This window comes from Peribacillus sp. NPDC056705, from assembly GCF_043656335.1.
The window spans coordinates 64,277-89,228 of sequence record NZ_JBHTYI010000008.1 but is presented as its reverse complement, the minus strand read 5'-3'; the positions used below and the strand labels follow the sequence as shown (position 1 = coordinate 89,228).

The 24,952-nt window shown below is 39.9% G+C and carries 23 protein-coding genes and 1 pseudogene; 1 reads left to right on the top strand and 23 read right to left on the bottom strand.

The genetic code is table 11. The features are described 5' to 3' along the window. Positions 1-25: 25 nt before the first annotated feature. The 16 genes from ACFRAK_RS12935 to ACFRAK_RS12865 all read right to left on the bottom strand — a co-directional run bounded on the left by ACFRAK_RS12935 (position 26) and on the right by ACFRAK_RS12865 (position 16,701). Positions 26-1,174, bottom strand: coding sequence for an acyl-CoA dehydrogenase family protein (locus tag ACFRAK_RS12935; RefSeq protein ID WP_387595393.1), 1,149 nt, complete (start codon positions 1,172-1,174; stop codon positions 26-28). A 137-nt stretch (positions 1,175-1,311) separates the two neighbouring features. Further along, positions 1,312-2,484, bottom strand: a complete 1,173-nt coding sequence (locus tag ACFRAK_RS12930; protein ID WP_394571862.1) for a thiolase family protein — start codon at positions 2,482-2,484, stop codon at positions 1,312-1,314. A 93-nt stretch (positions 2,485-2,577) separates the two neighbouring features. Further along, positions 2,578-3,855, bottom strand: coding sequence for an MFS transporter (locus tag ACFRAK_RS12925; RefSeq protein ID WP_387595391.1), 1,278 nt, complete (start codon positions 3,853-3,855; stop codon positions 2,578-2,580). Positions 3,856-3,942: 87 nt separating this feature from the next. Then, complete coding sequence (locus ACFRAK_RS12920; RefSeq protein ID WP_387706465.1) at positions 3,943-5,541, bottom strand: long-chain-fatty-acid--CoA ligase; 1,599 nt, start codon at positions 5,539-5,541, stop codon at positions 3,943-3,945. A gap of 867 nt (positions 5,542-6,408) precedes the next feature. Further along, positions 6,409-8,196, bottom strand: a complete 1,788-nt coding sequence (locus ACFRAK_RS12915) for an adenine deaminase C-terminal domain-containing protein (protein WP_387706463.1) — start codon at positions 8,194-8,196, stop codon at positions 6,409-6,411. Positions 8,197-8,314: 118 nt separating this feature from the next. Next, positions 8,315-9,916, bottom strand: coding sequence for a benzoate-CoA ligase family protein (locus ACFRAK_RS12910; protein ID WP_387595380.1), 1,602 nt, complete (start codon positions 9,914-9,916; stop codon positions 8,315-8,317). Between the two features lie 353 nt (positions 9,917-10,269). Continuing rightward, complete coding sequence (locus tag ACFRAK_RS29815; RefSeq protein ID WP_463357606.1) at positions 10,270-10,464, bottom strand: PaaD-like zinc ribbon domain-containing protein; 195 nt, start codon at positions 10,462-10,464, stop codon at positions 10,270-10,272. Further along, positions 10,454-11,104: a Phenylacetic acid catabolic protein gene (locus tag ACFRAK_RS12905; protein ID WP_394571826.1), complete on the bottom strand. Its 651-nt coding sequence runs from the start codon at positions 11,102-11,104 to the stop codon at positions 10,454-10,456. Before ACFRAK_RS12905 ends, ACFRAK_RS29815 begins: the two co-directional genes overlap by 11 nt. Position 11,105: 1 nt before the next feature. Next, positions 11,106-11,336: a hypothetical protein gene (locus tag ACFRAK_RS12900; RefSeq protein ID WP_076368864.1), complete on the bottom strand. Its 231-nt coding sequence runs from the start codon at positions 11,334-11,336 to the stop codon at positions 11,106-11,108. After that, positions 11,333-11,659, bottom strand: coding sequence for a metal-sulfur cluster assembly factor (locus tag ACFRAK_RS12895; RefSeq protein ID WP_387706459.1), 327 nt, complete (start codon positions 11,657-11,659; stop codon positions 11,333-11,335). Before ACFRAK_RS12895 ends, ACFRAK_RS12900 begins: the two co-directional genes overlap by 4 nt. After that, a complete protein-coding gene (locus ACFRAK_RS12890) occupies positions 11,660-12,598 on the bottom strand; it encodes a Phenylacetic acid catabolic protein (protein ID WP_394571825.1) in 939 nt (312 codons plus the stop codon). It abuts the gene before it with no gap. Positions 12,599-12,747: 149 nt separating this feature from the next. Further along, positions 12,748-13,653, bottom strand: a complete 906-nt coding sequence (locus ACFRAK_RS12885) for an MBL fold metallo-hydrolase (RefSeq protein WP_394571861.1) — start codon at positions 13,651-13,653, stop codon at positions 12,748-12,750. 305 nt (positions 13,654-13,958) lie between these two features. Beyond that, positions 13,959-14,840, bottom strand: a complete 882-nt coding sequence (locus ACFRAK_RS12880) for a PaaX family transcriptional regulator (RefSeq protein ID WP_207437903.1) — start codon at positions 14,838-14,840, stop codon at positions 13,959-13,961. 98 nt (positions 14,841-14,938) lie between these two features. After that, the gene (locus ACFRAK_RS12875; protein ID WP_387595368.1) at positions 14,939-15,367 is read right to left on the bottom strand and encodes an acyl-CoA thioesterase; all 429 of its coding nucleotides are present in this window, start codon (positions 15,365-15,367) and stop codon (positions 14,939-14,941) included. A gap of 93 nt (positions 15,368-15,460) precedes the next feature. Beyond that, on the bottom strand, positions 15,461-16,264 hold the full coding sequence (locus ACFRAK_RS12870; protein WP_387595365.1) for an enoyl-CoA hydratase/isomerase family protein: 804 nt from the start codon (positions 16,262-16,264) through the stop codon (positions 15,461-15,463). A 287-nt stretch (positions 16,265-16,551) separates the two neighbouring features. Further along, positions 16,552-16,701 carry a hypothetical protein gene (locus ACFRAK_RS12865; protein WP_394571824.1) on the bottom strand — a complete coding sequence of 50 codons (150 nt, stop codon included), beginning with the start codon at positions 16,699-16,701 and terminating at the stop codon, positions 16,552-16,554. Between the two features lie 50 nt (positions 16,702-16,751). Here ACFRAK_RS12865 and ACFRAK_RS12860 point away from each other — a divergent pair, with 50 nt between their 5' ends. Continuing rightward, positions 16,752-17,159 carry an Hsp20/alpha crystallin family protein gene (locus tag ACFRAK_RS12860; RefSeq protein WP_260287482.1) on the top strand — a complete coding sequence of 136 codons (408 nt, stop codon included), beginning with the start codon at positions 16,752-16,754 and terminating at the stop codon, positions 17,157-17,159. A 67-nt stretch (positions 17,160-17,226) separates the two neighbouring features. On the opposite strand, the gene ACFRAK_RS12855 is transcribed toward ACFRAK_RS12860, so the two are convergent. From ACFRAK_RS12855 to ACFRAK_RS12825, 7 genes and pseudogenes are all read right to left on the bottom strand, one after another. Further along, entirely contained in the window at positions 17,227-20,358 is a 3,132-nt protein-coding gene (locus ACFRAK_RS12855) for an AAA family ATPase (protein ID WP_394571823.1), read from the bottom strand. Continuing rightward, positions 20,355-21,500: an exonuclease SbcCD subunit D gene (locus tag ACFRAK_RS12850; RefSeq protein WP_387595354.1), complete on the bottom strand. Its 1,146-nt coding sequence runs from the start codon at positions 21,498-21,500 to the stop codon at positions 20,355-20,357. The genes ACFRAK_RS12855 and ACFRAK_RS12850 overlap by 4 nt, the downstream gene beginning before the upstream one ends. Before the next feature lie 162 nt (positions 21,501-21,662). Continuing rightward, positions 21,663-22,091, bottom strand: coding sequence for a DUF2621 domain-containing protein (locus ACFRAK_RS12845; protein ID WP_137018029.1), 429 nt, complete (start codon positions 22,089-22,091; stop codon positions 21,663-21,665). A gap of 80 nt (positions 22,092-22,171) precedes the next feature. Beyond that, a complete protein-coding gene (locus ACFRAK_RS12840) occupies positions 22,172-22,477 on the bottom strand; it encodes a DUF3219 family protein (protein WP_260287484.1) in 306 nt (101 codons plus the stop codon). 129 nt (positions 22,478-22,606) lie between these two features. After that, complete coding sequence (locus ACFRAK_RS12835) at positions 22,607-22,834, bottom strand: sulfurtransferase TusA family protein (RefSeq protein ID WP_387706451.1); 228 nt, start codon at positions 22,832-22,834, stop codon at positions 22,607-22,609. A 40-nt stretch (positions 22,835-22,874) separates the two neighbouring features. Then, positions 22,875-23,929 (bottom strand): annotated as a pseudogene (locus ACFRAK_RS12830) (YeeE/YedE thiosulfate transporter family protein). A 181-nt stretch (positions 23,930-24,110) separates the two neighbouring features. Next, positions 24,111-24,587 (bottom strand): CcdC family protein, encoded by a 477-nt coding sequence (locus tag ACFRAK_RS12825; protein WP_192204355.1) that lies wholly within the window; start codon positions 24,585-24,587, stop codon positions 24,111-24,113. Positions 24,588-24,952: the final 365 nt, after the last annotated feature.

Here is a 24,952-nt window from a genome sequence, read left to right as displayed (position 1 = left end):
GCCTGCCCGAATAAACAGTAAGAAATTAACACTCTTCCAAGACATTCCTTGATATGATTAAACGTTGGATTTCATTCGTTCCTTCATAGATTTTCGTTATGCGGGCATCCCGATAAAAACGTTCAACTGGATATTCAGCCATATATCCCATTCCGCCATGAATTTGAACCGCTTTATCCGCGACCCGATTAAAAACGTCTGAAGCGAACAGCTTTGCCATCGATGCTTCCTTGATCACCTTTTTTCCTTCATCAATCTTTTGTGCCGCCATCATCGTCAATGCTCTTGCGGCTTCCGTTTCGGTTGCCATATCAGCAAGCATCCATTGAATCGCTTGGTTGTCCGCAATTGGTTTGCCGAATTGAATGCGCTCTTTTGCATATTTGGCTGATAATTCAATCAATTTACCACTTGATCCCACTGATCTTGCAGCCAAACCTACACGCCCTTCACCTAAAATTTTCAGGGCAGAGATATATCCCATTCCAACTTCGCCAATAACATTTTCTTCAGGTATGATACAATCCTCGAAAATGACCTGTGAGGTATATGATCCCCTTAACCCCATTTTTTTGTCCTTTTTGCCGACAATTAAACCGGGAAAATCTCTTTCTACTAAAAATGCTGTAATCCCTCCCTTTGCTCCTTTATCTTTATCCGTTAAAGCAAATACGGTATAAACATCAGCTATCGGCCCATTCGTGATGAAATGTTTCGTCCCATTCATCACCCAGTAATCACCCTTCTTTTCTGCAGTTGTTGCCAAATTGGTTGCATCAGACCCCGCTCCTGGTTCAGATAAAGCAAAGGCGCCAATTTTTGTGCCTGCTGCCATTTCAGGCAAATATTTATTTTTCAAATGTTCGGATGCAAGCTTAACCAGACCTGTACTGCCTATCCCGGTATGGGCGCTTATTAATGAAACGAATCCATTATGGGTCCTTCCTAACTGCTCTAATACGGTAGCCTTTCCAACAGCATTCAAGCCAATTCCACCATATTGTTCCGGAATGCTTATCCCGAATAAGCCAAGGTCTTTTGCTTTTTCCACCAAATGCTCCGGGATGGCATCTTCTTCTTCAATTTGTATGGCGTAGGGCTCGACTTCCCTTTCAACAAAATTACGGATCATTTCCTTCATTTGCTGCATTTCCTTGGTTAAGGTGATTGTCATCGGTTTATTCCTCCTTAGTTCTGTTCATGAGTAGCCATTTTTAAGTTTTCTTCATAGGGCATATAAGGTTGTTATCATCTAATCATTCCGTGGAATTCATTGTATTCTGGTAAATTGGAGTCCTCATTCTTACAAAATCAGGCTTCACGTTCAATTATCGTGGCAATTCCCTGCCCGCCACCAATGCAAGCTGTAATAAGAGCAAACCTTCCAGCAGAACGCTTCAACTCATAAACCGCTTTCGTAATGAGGATGGCACCCGTCGCACCTAGTGGATGTCCATGTGCAATGGCTCCCCCGTTCACATTCACTCTTGCGGGATTCATATCAAGCTCCCTATTACAAGCAATGACTTGAGCGGCGAAGGCTTCATTAATTTCAATGATGTCCATTTCATTTAAAGAAAGACCTGATTTCTTCATTACCTTTCTTATAGCGGGAACAGGTCCTATCCCCATATAATTTGGATCTACCCCTGCAACGGCCTGTGCCCTTATCGTCGCTAAAGGCTTAATCCCCAATTCCACCGCTTTTTCCCTCGACATTATGACTAGGGCCGATGCGGCATCATTCAATCCCGAACTATTGCCTGCAGTCACGGAACCTCCTTCTAAAAAAGCAGGTGATAATTGGGCTAGCCCTTCTTTCGTTATTTGCGGACGTGGATGTTCATCCAATTTAAATTCAATATCGTCGCCTTTTCTGACGGGAATATGAATAGGCGCAATTTGCTCATTGAAACGGCCCTCTTCCACGGCTTTGGCCATCTTTTTTTGGCTTTGTAGTGCGAATTCATCTTGTTCTTCCCTGCTGACCTCATATTTTTCCGCTAAGTTTTCAGCCGTGATTCCCATTGGGGGATCCCCAATCACTTTTGGGGACAACCGGGATTTTCTGAACTGCGGCGGCTTTGCACTATATGCTTTTTCCGGACGATCCATCAAGTATGGCGCCCTGCTCATGCTCTCGACCCCACCGGCGATATAGACATCACCTTCGCCTGCACGGATCGCTTGTGCAGCCAAGTTGACAGCATTTATTCCCGAGCCGCATTGACGGTCGACAGTCAGTCCCGGAAGATGAAGCGAGAGGCCTGTTTCCAGCGCCGTTAACCTGGCAATGTTTCCACCCCCGCTTAACACATTCCCCATGATTACATCATCTATCATATGAGGTTCGACATTCGCTCGTTTTATGGCTTCTTTCATCACTTCTGCTCCAAATGCGTGGGCGGGCACCGATGCAAGTGCACCTCCCTGTTTACCAATGGCTGTTCGAACTGCAGAAACTATGACGGCATCTCTATTCATTTTCCCATCCGCTCCTTTTCCTTTTTTCACACCCATTTGAAGGCATTCCTTCATTTCACTAGTTTCATTGAATGTAAGCAGGTTCTACCTTGCTTATGAGGACTTAAGGTCAAAGTTATCCGAACTTTTATTTTTATGTTTCCCTTTAAATTTGGCTGGTTTAACGAATATCGCAAACAGGATGCCAAAAGCCAGGACAAGGATGGCCATGAACAATATCGATAAGTTATATCCCAATAATTCATTGCCTCCTGCAAAACTTATGATATAGCCAGTTAATAGAGGTGCAATAATGCCTGCTATATTTCCTGATGATGTTAAGATGCTTGTCATCAATCCCCCACGCTCTTGCATTTCATTGATCATGATCGTTGGTCCAATCGGTAAGATTGCATATGTAAGGCCCTTTGCTAAACACATGGCGACTATTACCCAGATTGGATTTCGAAATACCATGATTGAGGAAAAGAACAATGCACCAAGAATCATGGCGCCCGCGACGATAAATACCCTCGATGACCGCCAATTCTGATTCTTCTTGAATAAATGATCAGACACCATCGAAACACCCATATAAATACATACGGAAACGACTCCGATTATCGCAACGCTGGTTCCCATTTGACCTGGAGTCATTTTTACGGCTTCCACTAAATAAATCGGGAGCCAAACAGAAAACCAAACAACTAAAATATACGTGGAAAAATATGCGAGTGTAGTAAACAAAGCAGTAGGTGATGCGAGTAGCAACAAAAAGTCTTTCAATTTAATTTTTTCTAGTTTCGCTTTCTTTTTCTTTTGTACGTTTTCATATACTTCAACTGGATTTTCCTTTGTTAAAAATTGAAAGAGGAAGAACCAAACAAGGCTTGCTCCACCAAGGGCGGCAAAGGCAGCTTTCCATCCGAATATCGTAATTAAAGAAACGAGGATCGGTGCCACGATCATCGCACCAACGGTTCCTCCGCCAACCACTACCGAATTGGCAAAGCCTTTCAATTTCGGCGGAAACCACTTATCTGCATGAGAGTAAGCGATTGGGCTATAAGGCCCTTCGAATGCGCCCAGTAAAATCCTGTATAGAATCAATAATGGAAGAGCGGTAATGGCTAAAACGCCGAATTGCAAAACAGTCCATGTCAGCATGATGAACCCAAGCACTTTTTTAGCCCCTAGCCGATCAGCCCATGCTGCCCCAAAAATCCCTGTTACTGGGTAGAGCCAATAATAACTGCTTCCAACAAGGCCCCACTCCGCATAGGTAAGATTGAATTCCTTCATGATGGGAACAGCTGCGAGACCCACGATCGATTTATCTGCAAAATTGATGACGGCTCCAAAGAATAATAGAATGAGAACAACCCAACGCATTTAATTCCCTCCTCTGCTTCATTTTTGTTCACAATACTGATCTACCAGCCAACTTAAGCTTCATAAATGAAACCACATCCCCCTCTTTCAATCCTTTTCCAATTCTTCTTTAACTAACAATCTTTTTAATAGTTTACCCACTGTATTCCGCGGAAGTTCTTTTCTCAATTCAAATACTTTTGGTACTTTATAAGGAGTCAATTGGGAATAACAATATCCTTCTATTTCTTCAAGGTCCACGGAAGCGCTTTCTTTAGGTACGATGAATGCTTTCACAATTTCTCCTTTTTCTTTATGGGGGATGCCCACCACAGCTGCCTCTTTTATTGCCGGATGTTCATATAGAACACCTTCTACCTCCTGCGGATAAATATTGAATCCGCCGACGATGATCATTTCTTTTTTCCTGCCGACTATATAGAAATATCCTTCATCATCCATCACCGCAAGATCGCCAGTATATAGCCAGTCATTCTGTAAGGCCTTTTTTGTTTCGGCTTCGTTATTCCAATAACCCTTCATGATTTGCGGGCCTTTTATAAGCAACTCCCCGACGCATGTGTTAGGCACTTCATTGTTTTCATCGTCAATGATCATACAGTCCGTGCCTGGAAAAGGGATGCCAATGCTTCCTATTTTCCTTTTTCCGAATGGCGGATTGCGATGAGTGGAAGGAGAAGCTTCCGACAAACCGAAACCCTCTCCGATTTTGGCACCGGTCAGCTCCTCAAATCGCTTGATTACTTCAACCGGCAGTGGTGCGGATCCACAAGAACAACTTTTTAAACAATTCAGTCCACAGTTTTCAATTCCAGGATGATTGACAAAAGCATTATACATCTTTGGAACTCCTGGAAAGAAAGTCGGACGGTACTTTTTTATTTTTGCAAGTACATCTTGAAGTTCGAATTTAGGAAATAAGAGGATGGCAGCCCCAATATAGATCCCTAGATTCATCGCACTTGTCATGGCATAAACATGGTAAAGAGGCGTAGCTGCCAAAACGATTTCTTCACCAGGTTTCAGGGAATTCCCATACATTTCAAAACTCTGCACGACATTGGAGGTTAAATTATGGTGGGTAAGCATGACACCCTTCATCTTCCCAGTCGTGCCGCCAGTATATTGGATGACTGCTGTATCTTCATACGGGCTTATCATTTCGGGCTTCTTAATGGCATCTCCGGTTTGAATCATCGTTCGAAGGGAACAGGAGCCATTTTGATCATTTTCCGTATCGATGCAAACATCAAATTCATATATCCCTTTCGTTTCTTCGATTGTATTTGCGGCCGTTTGGTCAAATACAATATTCTTGGTATCCGAGTCTATTAAAATTTGCAAAAGTTCCCGCGGTTTATACAGGGGATTAATCTGTACAACTATCAGACCCAGTGCCTGTGCGGCGTAATAACTGATTATGAAATTAGGGTGGTTGGCCATCATCAGACCAATGCGTTTCCCTTTGACAAAGCCCATTTCTCTCCATTTCCCCGCAAGTTTGTCTACCTGCATTTTTAGATTCTTATAATCCATTGAATGGTCTTCATAAATGATCGCTGTATGGTGTGGAAACTTCCTTACTGTTATATCAAGCAGTGAATAGACCGATATTTCCGGCAGCTCCATAGATTTCATTCTTTCAACATACCATTGCTCCCATGGTTTATTTATTGTTTTTCGCACCAGTTATCCCTCCGCACATAAACGAATTTCATATCGTGCATGTTAGATTTATACTTATTATTATGCAACTTGCATGCCAAGTCCCAGTTTTGTGTAAAATCGCTTTGTAGTAAGACCCTTCAATTCATAAATGAATTTTATTCAGTTATAATGCCTTTCTAGAGAGGATTCATCGAAAAACCAATAATTCATTTTTGAATTTTTTTAAAAACTCTAATTGGTTTTCTAGCGATTATGAAACTAGTTTTTTACCATATTATAGATTATACCTACTCACAAATCGTCATTTTGATTTTATCCATGGGTTTTATAAATTTGAATAGCCCATCCAGCAACGGATGGGCAAGTGTAATATTTATTGAAACTTGGCTAACGAGTCCATTAAATAAAAGGCTGTTTTCGCATACTTTGTTGCTATTTACCAAGTAAAGCGGTGTGGTTGATTTCCCCTCCAGATGCTCGCTTTCCGCGGGGCGGGCGGTGAGCCTCCTCGGCGTAAACGCCTGTGGGGTCTTCGCTCCAATCAACGTTAAATCGTTTCGTTTTAAAAACAACAATCTTTACGAAAAGAGCAAAAAAAAATCTATAGCTCAACTTCCATTCCTGGATTTTTAGCTTTTGCACATTCGCAGACTGATTTTTTCGCTGTGTCCAAGAATCATCCATAGTTGGTTCAATCGTTCAGACCATCCAGTAAAGATCATATATACAATCAGTCACTTTTTAGTCAGTTAATAAAGTATAAAACAACTCGAGAAATCCAGGACCGATTTGCAATTCCCAGGGATTTTTTGATGACCGCATTAACAAAAATCAGGCTGCCGTTTCCCCAGATCCTGTGGTGATACGGCAGCCCTCGAGCCAAAACTACGCATTCATTTTGTTTAAAAAGTTCGTCATGGATATGGAAGGAAATAAGATTCTATCGGTTTTCACATCGTATAGCCCAAAGGGATTCAAACGCAGCCCAGGAAGAAAGTCGCAAGTTAAGAATAATAAAGTATACAAAATGTCGTGAAAAGGAAAGCCTCTCGCTTGGAGCACCTTTAATAATTTATCATTAAATTCAACTGCCTTTTCAAATGAAGGATCAGAAGTCATCATTCCCGTAAGCTGTAGTGGAATTTCAAGTATTATTTCATTGCCATCAACTATTGCGATTCCTCCTCCCAGTTCATGAACTCTTGAAGCAGCTTTTGCCATCCCCTCTGGATTTCTTCCGATGGTGAGCAAGTCTGTCGTTGTGTTAAAGGTCGAGGCCATCCCATCTAAATTCAACGCAAAGTTTTCTAAAATACCTTTTGTAACCCACTCCCCCTTTCTATCGATAAGAGCCGCATACATAAGTCCCTCTTTGGCCGAAAGATCGACATAACCATTCTTGGCTGGGAGAACCAAATTCTTCAGTTCGGTTATTACATTACTAACAAAATGAATAACAGGGACTGAATCATTTGAAGAGGTGTGTGGATATAGATACAAATCATGATTTTCCAGAATTCCTCTTGAAAAGGAAAATGTATTTTCAGGTAAATACTTTTCCCAATCCAAATCTGGCATTTGGATCGTCAATTCTCCATTTTCTGCAACAATTCTCCCGTTTGAGATAACTAGGTCTGGACGAAACTGCACCAAATCAGGCAACAATAATATATCCGCTTTTTTACCCGGGGCCAATCCGCCAATATAATCGTCCTGTTTAAGGTATGTAGCCGCATTGATGGTGACCATCTGAATAGCTTCCATAACCGGTACTCCATGTTCCACAGCCTGCCTTACAAGTCCATCGACGAATCCTTCTTTTTCAATAAAAGATGGATGCGGACCATCCGTAGTCATCAAAACCCTGCCCGTACTTACCTGTCCATCTGTAATCAGCTTGATTATTTTTGACAAGTCAGGACGAAGCGAACTGTTTCTTAGGACTGTCCATAAACCCAACCGTAAACGATCCAGGGCCTCTTCCGCCGTTATCGCTTCATGACAGGCACTTATACCTGAAGCTGCAATAGAATTTAATTTTTCATAAGAGCACCCCGCATTATGCCCATCAGCTATTTTCCCCATTTTTTTAGCTTCATCTATAATATCGAGTAAAACCGGATCCCCTTTGTATAGTAAAGGCCAACGAGTCACTTCTGCTGTTCCAAGTACTTCTTCAATCGAAAGAAGGTCCATAATATCCTCTTTATTGAACCAGTCCCTTTCACCTGGATATCCAGCCTGTGAAACTAATCTTATTAACCAAAAAACGTTTCCTGGCAGTTTTTTCAACTCACCTAGAAGCCTTTTAAAGCCCGAGTGACCAAAGTGCAAATAAAAAAATAAGTTATCATTCACTGTAGTGGTAGTCCCCAACGGCAATACTTTTGCGGTGATACTTATAGGATTGTATATTACCCAGGGATGCGCATGAGTTTCGATGAATCCAGGAGACACATACATACCATTGGCATCTATTACAGTGGTGTTTTCATTTATCTTCACTTCATTTTCCCCTACATATGCAATGCAATCTTTATACAACGCAATATTTTGCTGAAGAAATTCACCAGAATAAACATTAATAACCGTTCCGCCTTTAATGAACATATCAGCGGGTCTTTTGCCTTGTGCCACTTCGACCAATTCATTCCGGTATGCTCTTGCATTCACTTTTCTCGCCCCCATCATTCAAATGACAATTGAACATTTTTTCATGCTGGATGAATCCCCCTTATTGAAGACATTCATTTTGAGTCCACATTCAAGGAGATTGAATCCTTCTTCTTGTTTACCATTGTGATTTGATCCCTGACTCTCTTAATTTAAATCTTTGTATCTTTCCTGTCGAAGTCTTAGGTAACTCGTTCACGAATTCAATGTCGCGAGGGTATTTATACGGTGCTAACACTTTTTTGACAAATCCCTTTAATTCTGCTTTTACTCCTTCACCTGATTCCGCATTTGCTTTTAATACTATAAAGGCTTTTGGCTTTATTAAACCATTTTCATCCTTTACAGCAACAACAGCCGTTTCCAGTATATCGGGATGTGATAAGAGTGCGTTTTCTATTTCTATTGGCGATACCCAAATTCCATTTACCTTCATCATGTCATCATTGCGGCCCGCGTACCAAAAGAAGCCATCTTCATCCTTAAAGTATTTATCTCCTGTCACCAGCCAATCACCAATAAACTTCTTTTTGTTTTCTTCATTAAGATTCCAATAAGAGGCTGCAATGCTTTCTCCCTTAATTAAAAGGTCTCCCACTTCATTCACCTGAGTTTCATGACCTTGTTCATCCACTATTTTAGCTTCGTAACCGGGAACGATTTTTCCTGTGCTTCCTTGCCGAATATTATCTACTTGATTGGAAAGGTATATATGAAGTGATTCGGTCGATCCAATTCCGTCTATAATATCCAATCCGAAAACTCTCTTCCATTGTTCGATATAAGAAGCCGGCAGTGCCTCTCCTGCTGATACGCAAAGTCTAACTGAAGAAAGATCATAGGTTTCCTTCGTCTTCTCAAGGTAATTGAGCATCGATCCATACAGAGTCGGGACACCAAAAAAAATGGTTGGACGATACTTCTCTATCGTCTCGAACACCTTATCTGCAGTCGGTCGGTCAGGCATTAAAACAGTGGCGGCCCCGGCTCCAAAAGGAAAATACATCGCGTTTCCCAAACCATAAGCAAAGAAAAGCTTCGAGGCCGAAAAAGTAATGTCATTTTCGGTGATTTGCAAAATGTTCCTGGCGTAGTTTTTAAAGGCTTCTTCCATATCGGTTTGTAAGTGAATAACCCCTTTTGGCTCACCTGTACTTCCTGATGTATAGAGCCAGAACGCTTGATCATTTATGTTACTAAAACAAGGGGGCAGATCTTTATTTTGTCTGCGAGTAAGAGTTTGGAAAGAATGTTCGTTTACTTCCTTCAGGTTTAGATCACCCCCATCAACCAAGATGACATGCCTCAAGAAAAGTAATCTATCTTTAACAAGCTTTAACTTCTCCCACTGTTCACAAGTAGTAACCAACACTTTGGAACGGCTATTATTCAAAAGATACTCATAATCCTTTATGGGCAAAAGCGTATTGGATGGAACCGGGATTGCCCCAACCTTTATTGCACCGAAGAAACTAATGATGAATTCTGGAGAATCATGTAATAAAAGCAGGACGCGCTGTTCCATCTCTATGCCCAGTTCTTTTAATGCCGCACCAAATTGATTACCAAGGGTATCGATTTCTTGATAGGTATAAGATTGATTATCATAATAAATAGCCGTTTTGTCCCCTATGCCTGCCTCAATGTTTTTCTGGAAGAAATTATAGGAAGCATTGTACAACGCGCCCAATCCTCTAATTTTACATTCGGTTTTTATCACACATTTACCCTCCTCAATAAGCTACTGGTTTTAGAAGCATCATCCCACCGTCTCCTTTATTCCATAAAGAAGATGGCTGCCATATAAATCCGGATAAATCCCTATCCTTCCATTTTCAAAATCTCCTTTGTGGAAAAAGGCCATTCATTTGGAAACGCTATACGAACTAATTTGAGCAAATCACCTTGCTGACAATTCTTTTTCATTCAGTAACCGCTTTCAAATCAACCAAACCTCCAATAAAGGGTAAAGTAATTCCATCAGACTATGAAACTTATAGTCTCATATCCACCTCAATATTTTACACATTCACAAGTGAAAAATGCACTGGAAAGGCTTTTAACAAGTAGTGACTACCCATTAGGATCAGTTGGCTCATGAGGTCGATCAGCAGAGAAAGAACCTTTCCATCGTATACTTTCAAAAACCGTTTTACAGTTTAGACAATAGTATTGCCTAACGAGCTGTGCAGTACCGAAGGATGAATATAATTCAACATTTTTGCCATCACAAAATGGACATGCCGGATTTTCCTTTTCAACGGGCATTTATTATCTCCTCGTCCCTTAAACGCGGAATTAAAGATTCCTTATAGGAGTTCACTAAATTACTATTTACAGGAAGGATCTCGTTTTCAATTAGCACACTATTGTTTTCCACTTGTTTCAACCAAGTAATTACTTCTTGTTCACAAAGTTTAAATGCTCTCCCGAAACGGGCAGGAATTGAGCCTCCATCATTCAGTAACTTGAGTGCCCAGTTTTTCGAGTACAGAATATGCTCTACCTGTTCTCTTGCCAATTTATTGAATTGCAGTTCGATTTCACTGCCTTTTTGGTGGCTGGTCAAAGCGGTTATCAATGTATTGAATGCCGTATTCATAGAATAGAGCCCTGCAATCAGCTGTATCCACTCCCCGATTTGAACAATGCTGTCAAACGCTTTACCCGTTTGTTCCTTCACTTCCTTTTTGCTGCCTTTTCCTTTCTTCAAATTCGTTCCCCAATTATAGAGAAGGCGGGCATGACCTAGCTCTGATTGGGCCATTGCGATTGCGGCAAGGGTCCCTTCTAAGTCTGGACCACTGACACCGACCTCAACAAGACGATCTCCTAAAATGAATTTATTATCAGCAATCGTTTCTATCAAGGTAATCAATTCAGTGTTGCCATTTGTTGAATTCACCATATTAAATCACCCTTTTCTTAAAAAATGGTTCTGCTTCTCTAATGCAAATCATGTTTTCCCGCTTGACTATAAACATTTCCACCCATTTTTCTTCATCATAAACATAACGGGCATAAACACGTGCCAACTCATCATTATCGGCTTCAACTGTTCCAATATGCATTAAGTCATCACCACGATTGATTCTTGAAAACACATCATATTCAAAGTTTTGGACCTTATTATCACTCATTTTGAACTGACCCCCCAGGACTTTAATATCTGCCTGCCTGCTTCACTCATTTGGTCGACCGTCCAAGCTGGACTCCAAACCACCTCTATTTCCACTGCATGAACACTTTCTTCTTGAAGAAGCCTTTTTTTAATATCACTTTCGATCCACTGCATGCACCCGCATCCCGTTGAAGTATATGTCATCGTTACATACGCTGTACTCCCTTGCTTTTCTACCCCATAAATCAAGCCCATATCCACGATGCTTATAGGAAACTCAGGATCAGAAACTTCTTGTAACGCATGGATTAATACCGGATCCTTATATAACGTCCCACCCATCTAAATCGCCTCTTCTCGATATGCATCAAGTAGCTGATATCCTTTTTGAATCCGGTTAACGAACTCCTGATTTTGTGGACCACGCTGCTTAAACCGGTTGATGACATTATCCCACGTATCGGGTTCATCATATTTCCACCGCTTGTTTTCCACATCGAATTTACATGGGAAAGGAACTTTCAATTCATACCTTCCAGTCTCTTCATTATAATGAGCGGGTAGATTAAGTCCGAGGGATTCACAGAAAGGAACGGCAGTGGACATCCATTTCTGCCTTAATTCATCATTAGTCTTTCCTTTCAATTTATAATCCAGCTGGGCTGACCTGCTTTTCAAGTTATCTGCTACCCCGAAAAATTCTAGGGACATGATGAACATCCAATCAATCGCTTCTTGAACCTGCTTAGCCGTTTCAGGATCTTTCATGGCTGCCTTCATTATGATTTCCCCATTTCTTAAATGGAATAGTTCCTCCTTATCAACTTTGACCAATGCCCGTTTCCAGGGTCCGTATGATGTATGTTGGTGCGCATCTCCCAATAAGGTGTAACCTGCTCGATCAAATAATCCGTTGAATACTCCCAATTCAACCCAGTTATCTAATTTAAAATCAAACGCATATGGATTCTTCCATCTATTTGGCGATCTCTCATATAACATGTATTGAACGTTTTCTCCCAAATCCTTTAATAATCTGTACGCAATATGCGCATGTCCGATTTCATCCTGCATAACTGCAAGTGCCGTGATTTTGTAATTTAGATTAGGGGCATCTTTATAAACAGTCAGAAGTGGCGGAACACTTAATAATTCTGTATCCGCAACTATCATCAATGTCTGTTTCAATGCCTTTTTATAGTTTTCATCCATATCTTCCAGTCTCTCGACCACAAACCCGGCTTGGATCTTACCCATCAAATCATTTGTAAATCCTGACATCTGTCTCTCTCCCATCATATTATGTTTTTTGAACTATCGTCTTATATAAGTAATATAATAATTTACTTTATCTGGTTAGTCAACACTTTATCAGATTTTTCAGAAAACAAATAAAACGAGATGCACAAAAGTGCAACTCGCTTTATTTGTTATAATTCGTAGCGAAACATACCGCCATTTGAAATTTTTTGTATTCTTTTTTCTTCAACTAAATATTCCAGATGTGCTAACGTTTCTGCAATGGCGAATCGCCATTGATGATCAGTGAGCTTCTTTTGTTGAAAAAGTTTTTCCGTAACTTCATACGCCAGTTTATTTGTTTCCAGAATGGTTAAAATGGTCGTTAAACGTTCATGATGATGTTCAATGATTTCCTTAGCCCTCTGGGCAAGATTCATTATTGGTGTTCCATGGGCAGGATATGCAATGCTAACATCCTGATCAACAAGTTGATACAAAGTAGAAAAGTAACTTTTTAGAGGGTTTTGATCGGAATTTGGCCAAAGACTAATATTCGGAGTGATCTTATTCAAGACAACATCGCCTATTAACATGATTTTTTGGGTATTTTGATAAAAACATAGATGTCCCTCCGCATGACCACCATATGTTTTGACACTCCATCTTCCTCCTGGACTATCTATATAGGTTTCTTGAAAACTCTCAATCTCAGGAAGTGGACTCACTTTATTCGAGAAAAACAATACGTTTTCCCTCACTTTAGTCAACAAAGGCTCAGGTACGGAATGTTTACCAAATAATTCGTAAATTGCTTCAGCCTGTTTTGTATTCCCGCCAAAGACAGTTTTAATCATCTGGGCTTCCGCATCACTCATATAAACTCGAGCTCCGGTTTTTTGCTGCATCCAGCTGATTAAACCAGTATGATCAGGATGAAAATGTGTCAGGATAATCTTTGATATATCTGTTGGTTTAATGCACAACTCTTCAAGGACTTCTTCCCAATACTTCTTGGCGATTTCTGTTGGAAACCCAACATCCACCAGTACGATTTCTTCTTTCATTCGAAATAAATAACAATAAACATGCTTCATGGGGAATGGAACAGGTATGCCTATGCGAATTAAATAATCCGTTATTTGTTGATAGTTCCCAGATGGCTCAGTAATGATGATCACTCCCTAAAACTGGTTTCCAATTGTGTTGAAACGCAAGCAACGCTTCCTTACTATCTCCTGTTACGGCTGTTCACTCATACGCTTTTGATTCTAAAGCAATGCCTAAAAGTAAAACGGCTGCGTTCCCCTTATTAATCGCATATTTGTCATAATCAAGGCCATCCAGCTCTTCCAAACCTTTTTCTGTAACATGGATTTTTCACTGCATAAAACCTCTCATATTAATCATGATAGATTTCTGAAAAAGGGTTAATGGCTTTCTCACGATTTACAAATCCTGCTTTATCAGGCGGATATTCCATGATTGATTCAAAATATTTCACTGCTTTGACTGAGGTAAGCTGATGAATATTCCAAAATAGCTCCCTAGCCTTGATTCCATGCCAGTCTTCAGGTAATAAATCCAGCGGGAAACTAGGGTCCAGGAAAAGGAACTTCCTATATTCGTGAACAAGCCGGGTTCGTTCATAAAAACACTCTTCATTTGAAATGCTATCTTCCCATACAGCCTGCTGCATGTCCTGAAGCTTCGTTTCATATTGCTGTATGAAAGTTAAATAGTTTTTGTTTATTTCATTTAAATTCCAACAAGCACGTAAAATCTCCTCATTCGAGTGGGTGATGACTTGACTGGAACTGAAAATAATCAGGTAGTCCTTTAAATCATATGTATCCATCAAGGTCAGAACTTGTTTTTCCAATGGATTGGGACTGACCCAAATACTATTGGACAAAAGCCCGAAACCTGTCCAGCTCAATTCCTTACGCACTTGATTCCTCAGCACTCGCTTCTCCTCAGGGATGGAGTATGTAACAACTCTCCACAAACCATCCCAATGATTATTCCGGATCGTATAAACACGTTTGACACCATCATCCATATTGCGTTTCCCTTTTTGAGTTAATGAATAATAGCTTTTATTGCCTATTTTTCGCCCAGTAATTAAATCCTGTTGAACAAGACGCAGAATAGCTCCACGTACAGAGGATTCAGAAACACCAAAATGCCCCATCATTTTAATAAGTGTCCCAATCCATACTTCCCCACCGTAGAATTGGACGAAATCACCAAAAAGAGTATACAATAATGACCTTGGTTTCATGTTGATTCTCCTGTTCTCATAAAGCCTTTTCTTCTTAATGTAATCTAAATTGGCTCAATTTTCAAACTTGTTGGAGATAAACATCCCTTCATATCCCGCTATATAACTTTTAATATTCTTTTTACATTTTCCGGAATTGGTACAGCCTTAAGCCCATCATCCCCGATGGAAGTCCAAGCGCGTATTTCATAACCATACCCGGTCCTTTTTTCCCCACAATAAACTTCATGATGAAAGCGAATGGTCTTTGTTTTCACCTCATTCACATGAGTGTATACTGTCACTTCATCGTCATAGTACAGCGGTTTTTCAAAAGTGCACTTTGCTTCAAGTAATGGAATGATTATTCTCTTCTCTTCTTCCAAATATTTAGGGCTCATATTTATAGAACGAAAAAAATTATGTCCCGCTAAATCGAACCATTTATAATAATTCGGATAATAGACAATTCCTGCTCGGTCTGTATCACCCCATTGAATTTGAAATTTTGTTTCGTTCACGCGCCTTTTTAAATGAGTTTCTTCCATTATATACACCATCCTCCCAATAGCATTCGTAGTAAAAAAGCAATATCGGCAGGAACCGATATTGCTTTTTTTACTTTTAAAAGGACAAATCAATCATTTACCTTTCCACTGTGGTTCACGCTTTTCAAGGAAGGAAGCCAAACCTTCTTTAGCATCTTCAGAGCGGAATAAAAGATTCTGTATTTCCCCTTCATAACGAATCGCCGCGTTTAAAGGCATTTCTTTACCGTTCATTATCGATAGTTTTATATTAGTTACTGCATAACTAGCTTTACTTGCGACATTTTTGGCATATTCCAATGTTTTTTCACGTATTTCATCTTGTGGGAAAACCCGATCTACTAATCGTATTTCCTTAGCTTCCTGAGGTGAGATAGACTCCCCTGTGATATTCAGGTCGATTGCCTTGGAGTGACCAACTAATCTAGCCATACGTTGTGTCCCCCCAGTACCTGCAAGGACCCCAAGGTTAACTTCCGGTAAACCGATTTTCCCAGCATTATCACCCATAAAGCGAAGATCACAACCCATCGCCATTTCCAGTCCCCCACCTACCGTGTGACCTTCGAGGCATGCAATCCAGATTTGCGGTGAACGAGCAATTTTATCAAGAGTTTCATTACAGAATAAGCAGAATTGTGTTTTAAAAACCGGATCTGCAGCTTTAAGGAAGTTAATGTCCGCTCCGACCGAGAAGAATTTAGGCATATCACTCATTAATACAGCAACTTTCATATCTGGATCAAAACGAATATCATCAATTGCAGCATTTAATTCTTTGTAAAAATCAAGTGTATAGGCATTAGTCTTATTAATATGAAGATGTACCTCCGCTACCCCAGTTTCTTTGTTTTTTTGAATTGTAAGCGTTTGCTTTGTTTCGACTGCTGTATTCATTCTTCAACACTCCTCTGAATTTTGTATTATGTTTTATTTCCTTCCGTTTATATTACATAATATACTACTAAATTTTCTGAATTGCAATTATTTTTGGTAAATTATTTAAAATTTACATTTAATATGTTATTTGTAGCTGTATTAACAATGATATGGAATGCCATTTTGACAGCAGTAAAAACCTGGTTTCGAATATTAAGATATAAGATAGTAATAGGGACGAGCTTAATAGAAAACATCATCGATTATAAAGAAATGACCAACTCATATAGAATTGGTCATCACTTTCATAAACTTCCTGCTAATTGATAATTCCCTTTAATACCCACACACACATTGTTTCTTTTCTTTGATTCCTTTTTAAAGACCTTGGTTGCCATTACATTTTTTGAACCACTTTCCCGGAATCTTTTAACATCATCCATTTCTTTCACCATTCTTCATGCTCCAACATATAATACCTCAAAGGAAAACCGGGGGTATCAACATGCAAGACAATCAACATGGATCGCAAATGAATGAGGTTGACAAGTTTGATGAATGGGTAAAAAGTTTTTTTCTGGATCCGGAAACTTGTGCGTTGGATCATCAACTTTTTTCAATTGATATTTACGAAAGTGACGATGAATATATGGTGGAAGCGGTTTTGGAAAATCATGATGTGAAAGATATAAAAGTTTGCCTATGTGATAATGAGCTATCGATCATCGTTGACGATACTGATAAGCCAATTCTTGAAAAAAAAGAAGATACACTGCCCACACAGAGAAAGATCCCTTTCCCCTTTTCGATTTGCTCTCGAAGAATTACCGCTGAATTCTCGAATCCGATCTTGGTGATTCGCATCCATAAGTTTTCCCCCGGAAAAACGGCTGAAGATATTAACATTGAGTAGTTCTTTCATAAAAATAAAAAGAATGGCCTAGGGAACCACTTCTCCCTTAGCCATTCTTTTTTCTTGATTATCCAGCAAAATAAAAGGACGTCCGACTTCCATTTTGTGTGGATATGACTTGCAGCTGTGCATCGATTCTTTCTTTCAATTCCGGCACATGGGAAATTATCCCTACCAGTCTACCGGTGCTTTGTATATCCATTAATGCTTCAATCGCATGATCAAGAGATTCAGGGTCGAGCGTACCGAAACCTTCATCGATGAACATCGTTTCAAGTGAAATACCGCCTGCATTCTGCTGGACAACATCCGCAAGACCCAAAGCAAGTGCAAGGGATGCCTTGAAGCTCTCGCCTCCCGAAAGGGTTTTGACATGTCTCTCATGTCCTGTATATTGGTCATACACAGATAACTCCAGACCGCTCTGGATGTTCCTGCGTGTAGGATCAAGCTTTCGCAACAGCTGATATCTGCCGCTTGTCATTTTCAGCAACCTTGAATTAGCTTCTTTTAAGATATCATCTAAAAAGGCTGCCAGTACATATCGTTCAAAAGTTATTTTGAAAGAGTTTTGACCTTTGGAAATCTCAGACAGATGACCGACGATACTGTACCTTTCATCTAAACTTTTCTGATCTTCCCTGATTTGCGACAATTTCTTTTTGATTTCTTCGTTAGTCCGAATTTCAGCCTGCATTTCATTCTGTTTTTGCCGTAACGACTCCAATTCTCCATCTATGAAATCGAAAGTCTTTTTCAATCCTTCAAGATCTGGTTTGACCACATCTTTTAATTTCATTTCCAAATCATGAAACAGACTTAAAACACTTTGCCAATTTTGATTATACTGTTGTACTTGCTCCTCCAAATTTCCAAGAGCTGCTTCCGATTTTTTTGCTGCCGTATATTCTTTATAATTGGAAAAGCCTTGATTGGTCATATCCGTAATTAACTTTTCCCGCTCCTCTTTCAATTCTGTATTTAAGGCCTCTATATTTCCACTTAGGGATTCTTTTTTTGCAATGATGGCCGATTCTCTTTCCTTCACCAGTTGGAGGTTTTTTTGTGCATCTTCCAAGGCCGATTGTAAGCGTTTCTGTGTATTTACAGCCATTTGATAAGCTTCATTATATCCTTCCTCAGTCCGTATTCCGTCTGGCAGGGAATCGGTTAATCCTGTTAGTTTTGTAGAGTTTTCAATATACCTCGTTTTCCCTTGGTCCTCTTTTCTCTCTAAAGAGATCATATTATCCTTAAGCTGGGATGCTTTCTCTTTTAAATCCTGCAACCTTTTTTCCAAATCATTGAATAGAGACTTTTTCCGCATCAATTCTTTTAGCTGCTCTTGCAGCACTTTTCCTTTTTGTCCAAACTGTAGCAAATGCGCATCAATATTTTCATACCTAAACTCTGGCATATCATTTTGTAGGTCACTAAGCTTCTCTTGTGAAGACTCCACCAGTGCATCATATTTGTATTTCGCTTGATAATATTCACTTTCCGCTTTGCTTTTTTGTTGCTCTGCAGTGTTCAGCTTGTTTTCTTGCTCTTTCAGTTCCAAATCCGTCGGCATATGCTCATGCAATTGCGCAGGTTTTGGATGACTTAGCGAACCGCACACAGGACAATTTTCTCCAGAGTGCAGCATGGAAGCAAGCATACCCGCTTGACCAGATCTCCAGTTTCGGTTCAGGGTTTCCAGTTTTTCCTTCTCCTGAATTTGTATTCTTTGCAACTCTTGGAACCGATTATCCTTATCATCCAGAACTTGTTTCGTATTCTGGATTTCATTAAGAACTTCTTGAAGTTTTTTAATCTTCGATAACGATTGATTATTTCTTTCTGCTTCAATTTCCTGATCACGATAAAGAACAGCCGCTTTTTCCGCTTCTGTTTTTTCTTGAGCGACTTTCTCCGCTTCCGCTTCAACGGCCAGATGCTCCGAAACAGTTTTTTCCCGTAGTCGTTTACTAGTTTGCCACTCTTTTTCATCTAAAGTAACCTGTGCTTTTAAGCTTGCAAAAGTCATGACAGCCTCTTTTACCTGCTCAAGCTGATGAACAGTCCGTACTGCCTGCTCTCTTTGATTATCCTTCAACTTTTCCTTATCATAGGAATCCTGCTTCTCAATGCGCTCAATCCGTAACTTCTCGGACTGCTCACTTAATTTTTGAAGTTCGGCATTCGCCTCTTGTACTTGTTTGCCAATTCGCAAATAGTATTGTTCCTGCTTTTCAAGCGAAGCCGCTTTGTGTGCCATTTTTATTTGGACTTTCACTAATTCCATTTCTGGCAGCTTTGCTTCAAGGGCTTCCTTTTCATTTCGCAGTTTTTCTTTTTCCGAAAATCGGTTTAATAAATCGACAGCTTTTGAAAGTTCTTGATTTACTTGATCACGAGCTTTCTGCTTTTCCTGTATTTGTTTATTTATATTCTCACTTTTTTCTGACTCTTGCAAAATGACTTCCTGTAACAGCGGTAAGACCTGTTGTTCATTAGGCTCTTCCCCTTGTATTTGTGCCTGTAATTCTACATTATTGCCAGGCTGGATGCCTTTCATTAATTCAATTCGCCGCTGTGCACTTTTTTCACTTTCCTTTTTTAGGATGGAAGCCTCTTCTTTTAATTTTTCTTCTATTCGTTTATAAAGTTCAGTATGAAATAATTTCTGGAGAATCTGTTCTTTATCCTTGCTGTCGGATGTTAACAGTTTTCGAAATTCATTCTGAGGAATCATCAGGATTTGCCGGAATTGATTAGCGTCAAGTCCAATGAGCACTTTGATTTTTTCTTCAACTTCCCGTACATTTGCTCCCAGCAGTTTTTTTCCTTCTGCCAATATCTCATATAATTCAGCCTTTGCTCCAACCGTTGTTGTTCCTTCACCTGATTTTTTCTTGCGTTCCTGCTGCGGGGACCGGGTCACCAAATACGTTTTTCCACGCAGGGTAAATTGTAACGAGACTTCCGTCAATATATCATCTTCGGCAAACTGACTTCGTAAATCTTGCCCGCTTCGATCTTCACCACTGGCTTTTCCATATATCGCAAAACTAATACCATCAAATATCGTTGTTTTCCCTGCGCCTGTCTTTCCAGAAATGACAAACATCGTTCGTTCTCCAAGGGAATTAAAGTCTATGGTTTCCCTTCCTGCATATGGCCCAAATGCCTGCATCGTTAAAATATCGGGTCTCATTTCAAAGCCTCCTCTTTCTTAACTGCCTCAATTACCGAAACCATCAAATCCTGTTTTTGAGAATCAAAGTCCCGATCGGTCATTTCTTGGTAAAATGTTTCAAACAGGTCCAATTCTGATTTCCGTTCATCATTTACAGAGGAGAAAGATTTTTTTCTTCTAAGATCGGTCAAATCCCATTTACGCTCTAAATGTAGTACGTTCGGATAAATCTGGCGCAAGCGGTTAATAGGATCGATGAGTGCCCCCTCATCATTTAGTGTTATTTTCAAATAGTCATCCCTTTTTTGCGATTGATAAAAAACGGGATCGAGTAACTCTTCCATAACTCCGGATATTTCCCTCATATCGAACTTGGGTGCCAAAGATCGATAGCGTATATCAAAGCTTCCATCTTCTTGCATATCGACGATGGAAAGCGACTTATTTTGCTTTGCCTCGGAAAAAGAATATTTTAATAGTGATCCAGAGTAAAACACCTTAGGATGACGTATTGCGTCTGGGCTATGTAAATGCCCAAGTGCCGTATAATCGAACGCATCGAATAAATCGGATGAAACACAGCCGGAGCCACCTACAGACAAGACCCTTTCCGAATCGCTCGTTTTTCCGCCTAATACAAAAGCATGTCCTACGAAGACATTCGGCTCATCTTTATTGAAATTCTCGGCAATCGTTCCGGTTATCCGCTTCATCGCTTCTTGATGAGAATGGATGCTATCATCTTCAAAAAGATGGCGAACCGTCCCAGGTTCTGCATATGGAACACAATAAAAGTTCACGCCCTTGATGCGAACCGGCTCACATTTTTTTGTCAATTTCCCATGAATGTATAACTGGCTATGACGATACCATGATGAACCGAATGAGAGCCTTTCCGCAGAATCATGGTTTCCCGATATCGCAACGATCGGTGTATTCATTTTCACATTAATCGTATAAAGGATTTCATCAAGAAGCTCCACCGCTTCAGTCGGCGGAACGGAACGATCATATAGATCACCAGCAATCACGACCGCATCCGGTTTTTCCTCTTCGACAATTTCTATGAATTGCAAGAGTGCATGCCTTTGATCATCAGTCATATGTACACCGTGAACGATTTTTCCTAAATGCCAATCAGCCGTATGGATAAATTTCATAGTTTCACTCCGTCCTAATTTTTACTTACTATTATTATATCAAAAATTTAACGAATAGCATGGTTTGGGTACAAACGTTCTAATTTTTACCACACAGCCACATTTTTTTGAAAGATTCAGAATAAAAAAAGCAAACTCCATAAGAGTCTGCTTTTTTCATCATTAACTGAATAAGTGTTCATATGGACCCATATTCACCTTTCTTTCAGCCAATTTTTTTTGTAAAAATTTATGGTCACGTTTTGGTGTGGCAATGATATAGCCGCGTATCACTAAATCTTCCGTAATATCGCCCGCTTTTTCCTTTAACGCCAACTCTCCGATTTTCCCCGCGATTTTATGACGTGCAACATCACGAAAAAGTTCTGGCACAGGACTCACTAAATCTTCCAGTAATTCCTTTTGCTGCTTTGACCATAAGTGCTTTGTTTGTTCCAAATAATATTCTTCCCAATCCATATCGGATTTTCCATCTTCTTTCGGAAATCTTTTCAGGAACTTCCGAAACATGAAAAAGCCACCTATGCTCATCAATATAATTAATAGGGCTACCCAAAATAGAATAAACCATAAAAACCATCCACTAAGCAAAGTACCACCTCATATGTATAGAATGATCGTCACTTTTATTATAGACAGTAACCCATATCTTTACAAGACTGGCAATTCAATCATTCCTGACCGTTCACTTCCAGCAAGACAAGTGAAAATTCCCCCACCGCATTTTCTTCATATAGATTCGTGACCGTAGTTGCATAGTTAAAGATTTCTGCTCGAAACTCCTCGTTTGACTGTGGAATCTTTAAATCAAATACCATTTGATAAAGCAGTGTTGTAATATCATGATATTCACTATGTGTAACCTTGAAATTGAAACTGACTTTTCTGATTTCCTTTCCTTCAGAATCCTTTACAGTTTCAGAAAGAAAGTCAGTGACATGCAGTGGAACATCGTTTAAAATGACCTTGTCTACCATTATCAACATCTCCTTAATAAATTGGTTAAAGACATGTTATCACTTGAAACTTTCTGCTTCCAATTATTTAACCTCGAAAAAATAAAAAAACGTGCACAGGAAACCCGAACACGTTTTCTTCAAACCAGTTTATTTTCCCTTTTTCACGATTATACGCCATTTAGCATCATCGATTTGCTCAAACTCCGTGATTTCATGACCTTCGCTAGCAGCCCAACGCGGAATGCTCTCCGTTGCTTGTGTGCAATCGAAATTAATGATCAATTCCTCTCCTATTGCCATGTCCACTATCGCTTCTTTTGCTTCCACTAAAGGGAATGGACATACCATTCCAGTCGTTTCCAATACCTTTGCCATTTATATTCCACTCCTCAACTTATTTTTTTTGATTCGTACCTTATGCCGCTTTGGATGCAGCAGCTGTCTGCTTTTGCTTTCGGATAATCGTGAAATAAGTTGCTACCCATGTACCCAGCAGGAAAAAGACGATCGCGATCCACCCCTGCCAAGCAAATAGCGCCGAGTTCACCAGACCATTACCGATTGTGCATCCCCCGGCAACAAGTGCACCGAACCCCATGATCACACCGCCAATTGCATTGTTACGTAACGTTTTCATATCAGGCAAACGCCAACGGAATTCCCCGCTTCCTTTGGCAGCAATGAAAGCACCAAGGAAAATACCCAATACTAAAAACGTACCCCAATCGATTAACGCATCGTCTCCTGTTATAAGGAATGTTAGAATGTTCGCGGAAGGCGCTGTAATTCCTAGTCCGAACATCCTGCCTGTCATTGCACTTAGCGGCCATGCCATGATTGCAATAAGGCCGACCAATAATGCCGTAACAAAGGGATGCCACCGTTTCTCGAATAAGATGTGGGCCAATCCCGTTTTTTCGGTTTCATTTTAAAGATTGGAAGTTTCGGTTTTCTCATTTCACGAATCACCAATAGGCCAACCAAAAGTGTCACAATAATAACAAGCACCCATGGCGAAACATTTAATGTTTCATGAATATACGTATCACTAGTACGATAAGATAACAGATTATCTCCAGCCACTTTCCATACACCATATTTCGTCATTGCTGCCCCTAGCATATATCCAAAAAGGGCAACCCAACTTCCGATCATACCCTCTCCGGCACGATACCATGTTCCAGTGGCGCAACCTCCTGCCAGAACCATACCAATGCCAAAAATAAAGCCACCCACGATTGTTCCCAACCATGGAAAACCATCATTTCCAAACTGAATGACCCCTGTATCATTCAATGCATAAACACCAATACTTTGTATTGCTATTACAATAAATGTAGCTAAGAACATCCGTCCATCTTTAGCTAAAATCAAATCACGATATGCACCAACAACACAGAAACGGCCTCTTTGAAGCACAAATCCCAGCAGTAAACCACAAATAATCCCGAAGATAATCATTTGTAACATGAACCGTTTCCTCCTTAAGTAAAATATTATAATACCAATAAAATATAATCCTGATAAAATTACTAGGTTTTTAGGTGTTTTTTTACCTTCATGAAAAATTTCCAGGCAAATGAAAAACCTGAGTCATTTATCGACTCAGGTTTTTTGAATGTTCCTTTGATTGAATCCTACAGTACATGTATTACACCATGCTACTTCTGCCGAAACTGGCTGCTTTAACTTTCTTATATTGGTAAAGCATGGCAATTCTCCACGGAACGATCATCGCAAAAGCAAGTAAGAAAAACATTCCACTCAATACACCGATTTCAATCGTGCTTCCCAGCATCAGTTTTGCCACAAGTCGAACCACCATGAGACCGATCAATATGAATATGAAGGCTTTAGATCGCAGAATATAAATTTTTTCATCTCTAACTTCAAATTTAGATGTTTTTATCAATAAGATGGAAAATAACATCCCTGCAACAAGAGCCTCCAACAATTCGTATCGAGTCACCCGAAACATCGGGAAAATAAACATCAAAGCACCCGTACTCATAAAAAGCGGCGGTAAAATGATTTTCTTTTCATTAACTGGTTTTTTCGTTTCCTTCATCCTTAACATGAAAACACCTATAGCCATCACAATTGCTATACCTGTTGATATATATATCATCTCTTAACCATCCCTTTAAACTAAAATAGGTAAGTGCCATTAAAAATTATATATGACTTCAATTTATAAACAAAGTATATATTACCTATTTGAGATAAACAAGGAGAGTGTTATTAATCAAGCACCGTTTTAATGTCATCCAATACTATGCCCTCGTCATAATGCTTGACGTTAAAATCTTGCGCCCCAGCTCTCGACAACCATTTTTTGCTGACCCATGGCAGAGCACATTAGCCTGAAATTCCTTCTTAATTTCTTTAACGGCATCCATCCCCGCTCAAGATTGGCATGGGAATATCCATCATTATAAGGTCAGGATTAGATATAATTCAATGGCTTCTCGTCCATTCCCGCCTCACTGACCA

What these genes read in the sequence shown, in the direction of transcription:
- ACFRAK_RS12935 (WP_387595393.1), bottom strand. Translation starts at nt 1,174, where the DNA reads ATGACAATCACCTTAACCAAGGAAATGCAGCAAATGAAGGAAATGATC.
- ACFRAK_RS12930 (WP_394571862.1), bottom strand. Translation starts at nt 2,484, where the DNA reads ATGAATAGAGATGCCGTCATAGTTTCTGCAGTTCGAACAGCCATTGGT.
- ACFRAK_RS12925 (WP_387595391.1), bottom strand. Translation starts at nt 3,855, where the DNA reads ATGCGTTGGGTTGTTCTCATTCTATTATTCTTTGGAGCCGTCATCAAT.
- ACFRAK_RS29815 (WP_463357606.1), bottom strand. Translation starts at nt 10,464, where the DNA reads ATGCCCGTTGAAAAGGAAAATCCGGCATGTCCATTTTGTGATGGCAAA.
- ACFRAK_RS12905 (WP_394571826.1), bottom strand. Translation starts at nt 11,104, where the DNA reads ATGGTGAATTCAACAAATGGCAACACTGAATTGATTACCTTGATAGAA.
- ACFRAK_RS12900 (WP_076368864.1), bottom strand. Translation starts at nt 11,336, where the DNA reads ATGAGTGATAATAAGGTCCAAAACTTTGAATATGATGTGTTTTCAAGA.
- ACFRAK_RS12895 (WP_387706459.1), bottom strand. Translation starts at nt 11,659, where the DNA reads ATGGGTGGGACGTTATATAAGGATCCGGTATTAATCCATGCGTTACAA.
- ACFRAK_RS12890 (WP_394571825.1), bottom strand. Translation starts at nt 12,598, where the DNA reads ATGTCAGGATTTACAAATGATTTGATGGGTAAGATCCAAGCCGGGTTT.
- ACFRAK_RS12885 (WP_394571861.1), bottom strand. Translation starts at nt 13,653, where the DNA reads ATGAAGCATGTTTATTGTTATTTATTTCGAATGAAAGAAGAAATCGTA.
- ACFRAK_RS12880 (WP_207437903.1), bottom strand. Translation starts at nt 14,840, where the DNA reads ATGAAACCAAGGTCATTATTGTATACTCTTTTTGGTGATTTCGTCCAA.
- ACFRAK_RS12875 (WP_387595368.1), bottom strand. Translation starts at nt 15,367, where the DNA reads ATGGAAGAAACTCATTTAAAAAGGCGCGTGAACGAAACAAAATTTCAA.
- ACFRAK_RS12870 (WP_387595365.1), bottom strand. Translation starts at nt 16,264, where the DNA reads ATGAATACAGCAGTCGAAACAAAGCAAACGCTTACAATTCAAAAAAAC.
- ACFRAK_RS12865 (WP_394571824.1), bottom strand. Translation starts at nt 16,701, where the DNA reads ATGGTGAAAGAAATGGATGATGTTAAAAGATTCCGGGAAAGTGGTTCA.
- ACFRAK_RS12860 (WP_260287482.1), top strand. Translation starts at nt 16,752, where the DNA reads ATGCAAGACAATCAACATGGATCGCAAATGAATGAGGTTGACAAGTTT.
- ACFRAK_RS12855 (WP_394571823.1), bottom strand. Translation starts at nt 20,358, where the DNA reads ATGAGACCCGATATTTTAACGATGCAGGCATTTGGGCCATATGCAGGA.
- ACFRAK_RS12850 (WP_387595354.1), bottom strand. Translation starts at nt 21,500, where the DNA reads ATGAAATTTATCCATACGGCTGATTGGCATTTAGGAAAAATCGTTCAC.
- ACFRAK_RS12840 (WP_260287484.1), bottom strand. Translation starts at nt 22,477, where the DNA reads ATGGTAGACAAGGTCATTTTAAACGATGTTCCACTGCATGTCACTGAC.
- ACFRAK_RS12835 (WP_387706451.1), bottom strand. Translation starts at nt 22,834, where the DNA reads ATGGCAAAGGTATTGGAAACGACTGGAATGGTATGTCCATTCCCTTTA.
- ACFRAK_RS12825 (WP_192204355.1), bottom strand. Translation starts at nt 24,587, where the DNA reads ATGATATATATATCAACAGGTATAGCAATTGTGATGGCTATAGGTGTT.